This window comes from Escherichia sp. E2748 (genome assembly GCF_005781125.1).
In the GTDB taxonomy this organism is placed as follows: Bacteria; Pseudomonadota; Gammaproteobacteria; order Enterobacterales; family Enterobacteriaceae; genus Escherichia.
In genome coordinates this window covers 159,417-170,637 of the sequence record NZ_VATP01000003.1, presented here as the reverse complement: position 1 = coordinate 170,637, position 11,221 = coordinate 159,417, and the positions used below count along the sequence as shown (strand labels likewise).

General features: G+C 53.3%; 9 protein-coding genes and 1 tRNA gene. 4 read left to right on the top strand and 6 right to left on the bottom strand.

The window, feature by feature from the left end; all coding sequences use genetic code 11:
* Positions 1 to 190 precede the first annotated feature (190 nt).
* Entirely contained in the window at positions 191 to 1,711 is a 1,521-nt protein-coding gene (aer, locus tag FEK42_RS06505) for an aerotaxis sensor receptor Aer (RefSeq protein WP_138211771.1), read from the top strand.
* 119 nt (positions 1,712 to 1,830) lie between these two features.
* On the opposite strand, the gene nfeR is transcribed toward aer, so the two are convergent.
* Positions 1,831 to 2,454, bottom strand: coding sequence for a DNA-binding transcriptional regulator NfeR (gene nfeR / locus FEK42_RS06500; RefSeq protein ID WP_000017991.1), 624 nt, complete (start codon positions 2,452 to 2,454; stop codon positions 1,831 to 1,833).
* Positions 2,455 to 2,730: 276 nt separating this feature from the next.
* Here nfeR and nfeF point away from each other — a divergent pair, with 276 nt between their 5' ends.
* On the top strand, positions 2,731 to 3,495 hold the full coding sequence (gene nfeF, locus FEK42_RS06490) for an NADPH-dependent ferric chelate reductase NfeF (protein WP_135492993.1): 765 nt from the start codon (positions 2,731 to 2,733) through the stop codon (positions 3,493 to 3,495).
* A gap of 53 nt (positions 3,496 to 3,548) precedes the next feature.
* Here the strand turns inward: nfeF and FEK42_RS06485 are convergent.
* Positions 3,549 to 3,624: transfer RNA gene (locus FEK42_RS06485), tRNA-Ile, on the bottom strand.
* Between the two features lie 125 nt (positions 3,625 to 3,749).
* Between FEK42_RS06485 and mug the strand changes: the two genes are divergently transcribed.
* Entirely contained in the window at positions 3,750 to 4,256 is a 507-nt protein-coding gene (gene mug / locus FEK42_RS06480) for a G/U mismatch-specific DNA glycosylase (protein WP_135492992.1), read from the top strand.
* A gap of 78 nt (positions 4,257 to 4,334) precedes the next feature.
* On the opposite strand, the gene rpoD is transcribed toward mug, so the two are convergent.
* The 3 genes from rpoD to rpsU form a co-directional block, all read right to left on the bottom strand.
* Entirely contained in the window at positions 4,335 to 6,176 is a 1,842-nt protein-coding gene (rpoD, locus tag FEK42_RS06475) for an RNA polymerase sigma factor RpoD (RefSeq protein WP_064529606.1), read from the bottom strand.
* Positions 6,177 to 6,370: 194 nt separating this feature from the next.
* Positions 6,371 to 8,116: a DNA primase gene (gene dnaG, locus FEK42_RS06470; protein ID WP_131162535.1), complete on the bottom strand. Its 1,746-nt coding sequence runs from the start codon at positions 8,114 to 8,116 to the stop codon at positions 6,371 to 6,373.
* A 110-nt stretch (positions 8,117 to 8,226) separates the two neighbouring features.
* On the bottom strand, positions 8,227 to 8,442 hold the full coding sequence (gene rpsU, locus FEK42_RS06465) for a 30S ribosomal protein S21 (protein WP_001144069.1): 216 nt from the start codon (positions 8,440 to 8,442) through the stop codon (positions 8,227 to 8,229).
* 237 nt (positions 8,443 to 8,679) lie between these two features.
* Here rpsU and tsaD point away from each other — a divergent pair, with 237 nt between their 5' ends.
* A complete protein-coding gene (gene tsaD / locus FEK42_RS06460; RefSeq protein ID WP_001264352.1) occupies positions 8,680 to 9,693 on the top strand; it encodes a tRNA (adenosine(37)-N6)-threonylcarbamoyltransferase complex transferase subunit TsaD in 1,014 nt (337 codons plus the stop codon).
* Between the two features lie 42 nt (positions 9,694 to 9,735).
* Here the strand turns inward: tsaD and ttdT are convergent, their stop codons facing one another.
* Positions 9,736 to 11,199, bottom strand: a complete 1,464-nt coding sequence (gene ttdT, locus FEK42_RS06455; protein WP_138211770.1) for an L-tartrate/succinate antiporter — start codon at positions 11,197 to 11,199, stop codon at positions 9,736 to 9,738.
* Positions 11,200 to 11,221: the final 22 nt, after the last annotated feature.

Genomic DNA, 11,221 nt, shown 5'->3' with positions numbered 1-11,221 from the left:
TTTTGGGCAAGATAATTAACGGCTTCGGATAATAACAGAGTGAAAGTATTTTAAATCAATGGATTAGTGCTTGTGCTTAGAACGCAAATTGCGATCTAAATCAAATTAAAGTGCTAAAGATAACCGCGCCGGGGCCGACATAACCTCCGACAAGAAGTTAACAACCATATAACCTGCACAGGACGCGATTATGTCTTCTCATCCGTATGTCACCCAGCAAAATACCCCGCTGGCTGACGATACTACCCTGATGTCCACTACCGATCTGCAAAGCTATATCACCCACGCCAATGATTCTTTTGTACAAGTAAGCGGCTATACCTTGCAGGAGTTACAGGGCCAGCCGCACAAGATGGTGCGTCACCCTGATATGCCAAAAGCGGCGTTTGCTGATATGTGGTACACCCTGAAAAAAGGGGAACCCTGGAGCGGTATCGTGAAAAATCGCCGCAAAAATGGCGACCATTATTGGGTGCGGGCCAATGCGGTGCCGATGGTGCGCGAGGGCAAAATCAGTGGCTATATGTCGATTCGCTCCCGGGCGACGGATGAAGAGATCGCGGCGGTAGAGCCGCTGTATAAGGCGCTGAACGCTGGACGTACCAATAAACGTATGCATAAAGGGCTGGTGGTACGTAACGGTTGGTTGGGAAAACTGCCGTCATTACCGCTTCGCTGGCGAGTGCGTGGAGTGATGACACTGATGTTTATCGTGCTGGCGGCCATGCTCTGGTTTGCCGCTGCCCCGGTGGTGACGTATTTCCTCTGTGCGTTAGTGATGTTGTTGGGAAATGCCTGTTTTGAAAGGCAAATTGTACGCCCGATAGAAAATGTCGCCAGCCAGGCACTGAAGGTGGCTACCGGAGAACGTAATAGTGTTGAGCATTTGAATCGCAGCGATGAGCTGGGGCTGACATTACGCGCGGTAGGGCAGCTTGGCCTGATGTGTCGCTGGTTGATTAATGATGTCTCAAGCCAGGTTTCCAGCGTCAGAAACGGTAGTGAGGCGCTGGCAAAAGGCACTGATGAACTGAACGAGCATACTCAGCAGACGGTAGATAATGTCCAGCAAACTGTAGCGACCATGAACCAGATGGCGGCGTCGGTGAAACAGAACTCAGCCACAGCATCGGCTGCCGATAAACTTTCTATCACCGCCAGTAATGCGGCTGTGCAGGGCGGGGAAGCTATGACCACGGTGATCAAGACGATGGACGATATCGCCGACAGTACCCAGCGCATTGGCACCATTACTTCGCTGATTAACGATATTGCGTTTCAGACCAATATTCTCGCCCTGAATGCGGCGGTGGAAGCGGCGCGTGCCGGAGAACAGGGCAAAGGTTTTGCAGTGGTGGCAGGGGAAGTGCGTCATTTAGCCAGCCGCAGCGCCAATGCTGCCAACGATATCCGCAAGCTGATTGATGCCAGTGCTGATAAGGTGCAATCCGGTTCGCAGCAGGTACACGCCGCCGGACGGACGATGGATGATATTGTGGCGCAGGTAAAAAACGTCACGCAGTTGATCGCCCAGATTAGCCATTCAACGCTGGAACAGGCCGATGGGCTTTCCTGCCTGACCCGTGCGGTGGATGAGCTTAACCTGATCACGCAGAAAAACGCCGAGTTGGTGGAAGAGAGTGCGCAGGTGTCGGCGATGGTGAAACACCGCGCCAGCCGACTGGAAGACGCGGTGACGGTGCTGCATTAATCGGTATGCCGCATCCGGCGGTTGGAGCACGATGCCTGATGCGATGCTGGCACATCTTATCAGGCCAACGTGGCGCGTAGGCTGGATAAGGCGTTTATGCCGCATCCGGCAATCGGTGATTAATCCAATTGCGTAATATCAAAAGCGGCGCGGTCGATCACCGCAATGATCTTTTTTATCTGCGCGTCGCTGATGTCGCTCTGATTGACGCGTAAATCCAGCACCGCTTTAAAATTATCCAGCGCCCGCTTCATTTGCGGGTTCTGGCGCAGCGCAGCGCCAACGCAACGCGCTTTGATGCGTTCTTCAATCATCTCCACCTGTTCGCGGTTTTCTTCCAGCCACTGCGCGCCTTGTTCGGTCAACGCAATCTGCTTTTTGCCGCCTTCCTCTTCGCGGATGGTAATTAGCGACTGCTCCTGCAGAAAATCCAGCGTCGGGTAGATGACGCCCGGGCTTGGGGTGTAATTCCCCTGGGTTAGATTCTCAATCGCTTTAATCAACTCGTAGCCGTGGCTGTCATCGCGCGAGAGAATATCCAGAATCACCAGACGCAATTCACCGTGACCAAAGAAACGTTGCCGACGACCGCCACCGCGACCGTGGCGACCACCGCAGCATTGACCGTGTTCATGCTGGTGACCGTGTCCGCAGTGCTCGTGTTCTGGCTTCTCACCTTTGCAGCAGCCTTCATGGCGTGGCTGGCCTTCATGTTTACAACACCCTTCGTGATGATGGCTCATATCAGCCTCCTTTTGCTTAATTAGATATATCTAATTTATATCTGATGTGAGAGTTCTTGCAAGTGTAAAAATGATTTTTAAACGCAGATGTACTCAACATCCAGGCCGGATAAGGCGTTCACGCCGCATCCGGCAGCCTTGCTATGGCGCTGAATGCCTTCACATACTTCAGATATATCAGTTCTACAAATCGCTTGCATTTATCATGATTAGCAATCATTATCATTTACGAAATTTATTTAGATATATCTGATTACCATCACGAAGGCGATAACAATGAATAACTCCCCCCGCTACCCGCAGCGCGTTCGCAATGATCTGCGCTTCCGTGAACTGACTGTGTTACGCGCTGAGCGCATCAGCGCCGGTTTTCAGCGCATTGTCCTCGGCGGCGAGGCGCTGGACGGCTTTACGTCGCGTGGCTTTGACGATCACAGCAAACTCTTCTTCCCTCAATCTGACGCTCACTTTGTGCCGCCAACGGTAACGGAAGAGGGGATCGTCTGGCCGGAAGGACCACGCCCACCGTCGCGTGACTATACGCCGTTGTATGACGAACAACGCCATGAACTGGCGATCGATTTCTTTATTCACGACGGTGGGGTCGCCAGCGGCTGGGCGATGCAGGCGCAACCGGGTGATAAACTCACGGTGGCAGGACCGCGCGGTTCGCTGGTGGTGCCGGAAGATTACGCGTATCAGCTGTATGTTTGCGATGAGTCCGGGATGCCCGCACTACGCCGCCGCCTGGAAACGTTGAGCAAACTTGCTGCTAAACCGCAAGTTACCGCGCTGGTCAGCGTGCGGGATAACGCCTGTCAGGATTATCTCGCGCACCTTGATGGTTTTAATATCGAATGGTTGGCGCATGATGAGCAGGCGGTAGATGCGCGTCTGGCGCAGATGCAAATCCCTGCCGATGATTACTTCATCTGGATAACCGGTGAAGGGAAGGTGGTGAAGAATTTAAGCCGTCGCTTTGAAGCGGAACAGTATGACCCTCAACGGGTACGCGCAGCGGCTTACTGGCACGCGAAGTAACTGATATATGAAAAGAAAAAGGCTGACGATTTCTCGTCAGCCTTTACTGTATTTGGTGGCCCCTGCTGGACTTGAACCAGCGACCAAGCGATTATGAGTCGCCTGCTCTAACCACTGAGCTAAGGGGCCATGGTAGCGGATTATAAAGTAACTCCGTGTCGCAATCCAGCCATTACCGCGCGCCTGCTGTTTTTATAAACAATGTGTTTTCAATTCGTTATACTTTCCCTTGGTTGTGTTGTTTAGGGGTTAATATGGTTGAAGATATTATTGCACCAGGGTTGCGCGTGGTGTTTTGCGGCATCAATCCGGGGCTTTCATCTGCGGATACTGGCTTTCCTTTTGCTCATCCGGCGAACCGTTTCTGGAAGGTGATTTATCAGGCCGGGTTTACTGACAGACAGTTGAAGCCGCAGGAGGCACAGCATCTGCTGGATTATCGTTGTGGCGTCACCAAACTGGTAGACCGTCCAACAGTGCAAGCCAATGAAGTTTCAAAGCAGGAGCTGCACGCTGGCGGGCGTAAGTTGATTGAAAAAATTGAAGATTATCAGCCTCAGGCGTTGGCGATTTTGGGCAAACAGGCCTATGAGCAGGGATTCAGCCAGCGCGGCGCACAGTGGGGGAAACAAACGCTCACTATTGGTTCGACGCAGATCTGGGTACTGCCAAATCCCAGCGGTTTAAGTCGAGTTTCTCTGGAAGAGCTGGTGGAGGCGTATCGGGAACTGGATCAGGCACTGGTGGTGCGTGGGCGATAAAAAACGCCACCGAAAAGGTGGCGTTTGTGCAAAGGGACAAGTGCCGGATGTGGCGTAAACGCTTTATCCGGCTACCGATTAATCGTCCAGGAAGCTACGCAGTACTTCAGAACGGCTCGGGTGACGCAGTTTACGCAGCGCCTTCGCTTCGATCTGACGGATACGTTCGCGGGTAACGTCGAACTGTTTACCCACTTCTTCCAGCGTATGGTCGGTGTTCATGTCGATACCGAAACGCATACGCAGAACTTTCGCTTCACGCGCGGTCAGGCCAGCCAGCACGTCGTGTGTTGCCGCACGCAGGCTTTCGGTGGTCGCAGAATCCAGCGGCAGCTCGAGGGTGGTATCCTCGATGAAATCCCCCAGATGCGAATCTTCATCATCACCGATCGGCGTTTCCATGGAGATTGGCTCTTTGGCGATCTTCAGCACTTTGCGGATCTTATCTTCCGGCATCAGCATACGTTCAGCCAGTTCTTCCGGCGTCGGCTCGCGGCCCATCTCTTGCAGCATCTGGCGAGAAATACGGTTGAGCTTGTTGATAGTCTCAATCATATGCACCGGAATACGAATGGTGCGCGCCTGATCCGCGATAGAGCGGGTGATCGCCTGACGGATCCACCAGGTTGCGTAGGTGGAGAACTTGTAACCACGGCGGTATTCGAACTTATCAACCGCTTTCATCAGGCCGATGTTACCTTCCTGAATCAGGTCAAGGAACTGCAAACCACGGTTGGTGTATTTCTTGGCGATAGAAATAACCAGACGTAAGTTCGCTTCAACCATCTCTTTCTTCGCACGGCGGGCTTTCGCTTCACCGATGGACATGCGACGGTTGATATCTTTAACCTGCTCAATGGTCAGGCCGGTTTCTTCTTCAATCTGTTGCAGTTTCTGCAGGGCGCGATGTACTTCTTCAGAGACATCGTGCAGTTTTTCCGACCACGGCTTGTTCATCGCAATTGCCGCATTGAACCAGGTATCGCTGGTTTCATTGCCGGTAAACAGGGTGATGAAGTTTTTCTTCGGCATTTTGCACTGCTCAACGCAGAGCTTCATGATCAGACGTTCTTGCGTACGAACGCGGTCCATCATGACGCGCATGCTGTTGACCAGGTAGTCAAACTGCTTCGGCACCAGGCGGAACTGTTTGAACACTTCAGACAGTTTCAGGATCTCTTCCTGAGCGGCTGCATGGCTACGGCCTTTCGCTTTGATGGTGTCACGCGTTACAACGTACTGAGCGCGCAGTTCCGCAAATTTTTCGCGAGCCAGCTCCGGGTCGATGCTGTTGTCATCGTCGGCGGTATCGTCGTCACCATCTTCTTCGTCTTCATCTTCGTCATCGTCCAGATCTTCCTGGGAAAGCTCAGAGCCGACGTGAGTGGCGGTTGGTGCCAGATCTTCTTCTGCGTTCGGGTCAACAAAGCCGGTGATCAGATCGGACAGACGCGCTTCTTCTGCTTCCACACGATCGTACTGTTCCAGCAGATAGGTGATCGCTTCCGGGTATTCAGCAACGGAGCATTGAACCTGGTTGATCCCGTCTTCAATACGTTTAGCGATGTCAATTTCGCCTTCGCGGGTCAACAGTTCAACGGTGCCCATTTCACGCATGTACATGCGTACCGGGTCAGTCGTGCGCCCGATTTCAGATTCCACGCTGGAAAGCACCTGCGCGGCGGCTTCGGCAGCATCTTCGTCCGCGGTGTTTTCAGCCAGCATCAGATCATCGGCATCCGGTGCTTCTTCCATCACCTGAATGCCCATGTCGTTGATCATTTGGATGATGTCTTCGATCTGATCTGAATCGACGATATCTTCCGGCAGATGGTCATTGACCTCGGCATAGGTCAGATAGCCTTGCTCCTTACCACGGGTGACAAGAAGTTTCAGCTGTGACTGCGGGTTTTGCTCCATAAGACGGTATCCACACTTATTTCATGAGGTTGGTGTTGGGCGATTGACCCGATGTCCTTCAGGTGTTAATGCTGAAATCCAACGGCTGTTTACCGCCAACGATAATTACGAGGGCGTACTTATATATTTGCCGCTGCCTCTCAGTGCGGCTGTCGGGGGCTTCCCGATCGCTATTCGGCACTTAAGCCGTTAAATCACTTTTTCGCCAGTTCCTGGTTCAATGTCCAGAGTTCCAGGCGTTCTTCGTTGCTTAAACCATGCGTGCGCTCACGAGCGATTAACTCTTCCTGACGCAGTTCAAGCAGCGAATCAAACATATGGTTGAGTGAGTCGGTGAAGGTTTGCTCAGCAATATTCTTATCTGCTATATCGTCCCACATCGACAGTTTTTCAAGGGTGGCAGCATTATTTGTACCACGATAGTGCTCTAAAAGTTGCCCGGTGGTCAGACCTGGCTGAGAGAGACAAGTGTTGACCAGTTCTCTGAATAAGCCAAGTCCAGGGAGCTTATTTTCATCCAGATTCTCAAGCGGCGGGACCAACGTCGCTAATTCTGGATTTTGCACCAGCAACCCTATAAGTATACGCATGGTCGTGCGTTTTAGCTGCGGAACAGGACGAGAAACGCCGCTCTCTGCCGCTTTTGGCATTAATCGTTCAAGCTGGCTGTCATCAAGTATGCCTAACTTATTGCCTAATTCCTGACGAAGATATATTCGCAGCGTTTCGCCCGGCACCTGCGATATCAATGGCAGTGCCAGCGTACTCAAACGCGCGCGCCCGTCTGGGGTGCTCAGATCAACTTGCGGCATCAGGCTGTTAAACAGAAATGCGGAGAGCGGCATCGCCTGCTCCATCCGCGCTTCAAACGCCTCTTTACCTTCTTTGCGCACCAGCGTGTCAGGGTCTTCGCCATCAGGCAAAAACATAAAACGTAGCTGACGACCGTCTGTCATGTAAGGCAGCGCCGTTTCCAGCGCTCGCCAGGCGGCATCGCGACCTGCGCGGTCACCGTCATAACAGCAAATGACATTGTTGGTTGCGCGGAACAACAGCTGTATGTGATCGGCAGTGGTTGACGTACCTAGCGACGCAACGGCGTAATTAATGCCGTATTGCGCCAGCGCCACTACGTCCATATAGCCTTCGACCACAAGCAGCCGATTGGGTTCAGCGGTATCCTGCTGCGCTTCATAAAGACCGTAAAGCTGGCGGCCTTTATGGAAAATATCAGTTTCCGGCGAGTTCAGGTACTTGGGGGTATCGTTGCCCAGCACGCGCCCGCCAAAACCAATCACCCGACCGCGTTTATCGCGAATAGGGAACATCACCCGCTCGCGGAAACGATCGTAACTGCGACCCTGATCGTTAGTGACCAACATACCCGCATCAATCAATGACTGACGATTTTCTGGATTGCCACCAAACCGTTTCAGGACGTTGTCCCAGCCGGGGGGCGCAAAACCAATCGCAAAGCGGGCGATAACCTCGTGGCTTAATCCGCGTTTTTCCAGATACTGGCGCGCAGACGTGGCAACAGGTTGCTGTAAAGATTGTTGGTAAAACGTATTCAGACCGTCCATCAACTGATAAAGCGTTTGCCGTTGATGGCGCTCGATCTGGCTGGGGCCGCTGCCTGCTTCAAATGGCACTTCAAGATTGTGCATTGCCGCCAGCTCTTCGACCGTTTCGACGAATTCGAGCTTGTCGTAGTTCATCAGGAAGTCGATCGCGTTGCCGTGCGCGCCACATCCAAAGCAGTGGTAAAACTGTTTCTCACCGTTAACGGTGAATGACGGGGTTTTCTCGTTGTGGAATGGACAACACGCGTGGAAATTCTTGCCCTGCTTTTTCAGCTTCACACGGGCATCGATCAGATCGACGATGTCGGTGCGTGCCAGCAGATCATTAATGAATACGCGTGGGATTCGTCCAGCCATAGGCCCCGATTTTTAGCAATTCATAAACGAAAATAAGCCGCGCATTCCTTTCGGAAGCACGGCCTTACAACTACAACTCGGTCTGATCGGAGAGCAACGCTCTCGGGGAATTAGTACAGACGAGTGCGGCGTGCGTTTTCGCGAGCCAGTTTCTTCGCGTGACGTTTCACTGCAGAAGCTTTAGCGCGCTTACGTTCGGTAGTCGGTTTTTCATAGAACTCACGACGACGAACTTCCGCCAGAACACCTGCTTTTTCACAGGAACGCTTGAAGCGACGCAGAGCTACGTCGAACGGCTCGTTTTCACGTACTTTAATTACCGGCATGTGCCTCTCACCTTTGATTAATTCGGTTTGCCGCTGGCATCAACGCCAGCTTATTTCAAAATGGTGCGGAATTTTACTGCAATTGCTGCTGCTTTGTAAAGCACCGCGGCCTCTTTTGAAAGGGACTTTTATAAGGGTGGGGAGTATACACGAGGCTTTATCCAGGGGCGAACAAAGTTTTACATCAACCCGCATTGGTCCTACACTGCGCGGTAATAAAGCGAGGTAAAACAAGTCATGCGTGTACTGGGTATTGAAACTTCCTGCGATGAAACTGGCATCGCCATTTACGACGATGAAAAAGGTTTGTTAGCCAACCAATTGTATAGTCAGGTGAAATTGCACGCTGACTACGGCGGCGTCGTGCCTGAACTGGCTTCCCGCGATCACGTGCGTAAAACCGTACCGTTGATCCAGGCAGCGCTGAAGGAGTCTGGTTTAACGGCAAAAGACATTGACGCTGTGGCCTATACCGCAGGTCCTGGATTAGTCGGTGCGCTGCTGGTTGGCGCGACCGTGGGGCGTTCTCTGGCGTTTGCCTGGGACGTTCCGGCGATCCCGGTACACCATATGGAAGGGCATCTGTTAGCGCCGATGCTGGAAGATAACCCGCCAGAATTTCCGTTTGTCGCGCTGTTGGTTTCCGGCGGTCATACGCAGTTAATCAGCGTGACTGGCATTGGTCAGTACGAGCTGCTCGGCGAGTCTATCGATGATGCCGCCGGGGAAGCGTTTGACAAAACCGCAAAGCTGCTGGGGCTGGATTACCCAGGCGGGCCGTTACTGTCGAAAATGGCGGCTCAGGGTACTGCCGGGCGCTTTGTCTTCCCGCGCCCGATGACCGACCGTCCGGGGCTGGATTTCAGCTTCTCTGGCCTGAAAACCTTCGCCGCGAACACGATTCGTGACAACGGCACCGACGACCAGACGCGTGCTGATATCGCCCGCGCCTTTGAAGATGCGGTGGTCGATACGCTGATGATTAAGTGTAAGCGAGCACTGGATCAGACGGGCTTTAAGCGACTGGTAATGGCAGGCGGCGTGAGTGCTAACCGCACGCTGCGGGCGAAACTGGCGGAAATGATGAAAAAACGCCGTGGAGAAGTGTTCTACGCGCGTCCAGAATTTTGTACTGATAACGGCGCGATGATCGCCTATGCCGGAATGGTGCGGTTTAAAGCAGGCGCGACGGCGGATCTCGGCGTTAGCGTGCGCCCGCGCTGGCCGCTGGCGGAGTTACCGGCTGCGTAAAACTATCAGGTGCCGGATAGTCTCTTCCGGCACCTTCCTTTCTTAAAGCAACACCACGGGCATCCACAGCAAGCCGGTAATCACTAGCAACACGAGGAATATCAGCCCAAAAATCGCCCCCAGTCGCCAGTAATCCACCGTTGGCAGATAACCACTACCGTAGTAAATCGGGCTGGGTCCGGTGGCGTATGGCGTAAGAATGCTCCCCAGACCAATTGCCGCGCCAACCATCAGGCAGAACACCGGCAGCGGGATTCCCGGCATCGCCAGCGCGGCGGCAATCATCATCGGTGCGAGGGCGGAGGTATACGCCGTGGCGCTGGCAAAAAAGTAGCGCAGCAGATAAAAGACCACAATCAACGCCACCATCACTATCGTCGACGAATAACCACTTAAGCTGCCTGCTAACAGTTTGCCAAACCAGCTAATAAAACCGGTGTTGTTGAGTCCGGTGGCAAGGGTGATGAGTGATGCCAGCCAGAAGAAAACGTTCCACGCCGCTTTATTACTGACAATATCGTCCCAGCAGATAATGCGCAGAAGCAGCATCAGTGCCACTACGCTGTAACCGACCATCGCGGCATCGATATAATCACCGCCAAAAATCCACAGCACCAGCGCGCCCACCATCAGCCCCAGCATCCGTTTTTCACGCGAACAGAGCGGGCCCATTGCCTGCAGTTCCGTCTCTGCCCAGCGCGGCACCTGATCGCCAGACTTCAATACCGGCGGGTACAGTACGTAAGCCAGCCAGGGAACCAGCAGAACCAGTAAAATACTGAGCGGCAACATCCCGAGGAACCAGTCGCCCCAACTCAGCGTGGCGTGAGATGCGCTTTTCATCAGTCCAATTAACAGCAAGTTTGGTGCCATCGCCGTCAGGAAAATGGCGCTGGTCACGCAGTCGGCAACAATCCCCATCCACATGATGTACGAGCCAATACTGCGCGAACTGCTGTCGTTCGGCCGTGATTGATAGAGCGGCGGCAGGTTACGGATGATGGGATAGATAATCCCCGCACCGCGCGCCGAGTTGGACGGTGTTACAGGTGCCAGGATCAGCTCGGAGAACATCACCGCATAGCCGAGAAACAGTGTGCGATGCCCCATCTTTTTCACCAGAATCAGCGCGATGCGACGTCCAAGATCGGTTTTTTCATAGCCAGTGCCAAACATAAAGGCGGCGAAAATCAGCCAGATAACCGAATTAGAAAAACCAGAAACCGCCCAGGAAAGAGATTTGGCGGTGAATTTAAAACCTGGCTGGGCGAGCTGCTCCGGGCTGAACAGCAGCCAGGGAGAGAGAATGGCGATGATGGAGATACCCACCATCGCCACCACGGCACCCGGCACGGGTTCGAGGATCAGCCCAACGATCACGCCAGTAAAAACGGCAAAGTAGAGCCAGGTATGACTCTCCAGCCCTGCGGGAACCGGAATTAGAGCAATAATGGCGATGACCGCCAGCGGCGCAAGGTATCGCCACCATTCAGTGGAAGGTTTCATCGTGTTATGCCTGCGAAAAAGG

Coding starts and splice junctions, on each gene's coding strand:
- aer (WP_138211771.1), top strand. CDS start 191: ATGTCTTCTCATCCGTATGTCACCCAGCAAAATACCCCGCTGGCTGAC.
- nfeR (WP_000017991.1), bottom strand. CDS start 2,454: ATGAGCCATCATCACGAAGGGTGTTGTAAACATGAAGGCCAGCCACGC.
- nfeF (WP_135492993.1), top strand. CDS start 2,731: ATGAATAACTCCCCCCGCTACCCGCAGCGCGTTCGCAATGATCTGCGC.
- mug (WP_135492992.1), top strand. CDS start 3,750: ATGGTTGAAGATATTATTGCACCAGGGTTGCGCGTGGTGTTTTGCGGC.
- rpoD (WP_064529606.1), bottom strand. CDS start 6,176: ATGGAGCAAAACCCGCAGTCACAGCTGAAACTTCTTGTCACCCGTGGT.
- dnaG (WP_131162535.1), bottom strand. CDS start 8,116: ATGGCTGGACGAATCCCACGCGTATTCATTAATGATCTGCTGGCACGC.
- rpsU (WP_001144069.1), bottom strand. CDS start 8,442: ATGCCGGTAATTAAAGTACGTGAAAACGAGCCGTTCGACGTAGCTCTG.
- tsaD (WP_001264352.1), top strand. CDS start 8,680: ATGCGTGTACTGGGTATTGAAACTTCCTGCGATGAAACTGGCATCGCC.
- ttdT (WP_138211770.1), bottom strand. CDS start 11,199: ATGAAACCTTCCACTGAATGGTGGCGATACCTTGCGCCGCTGGCGGTC.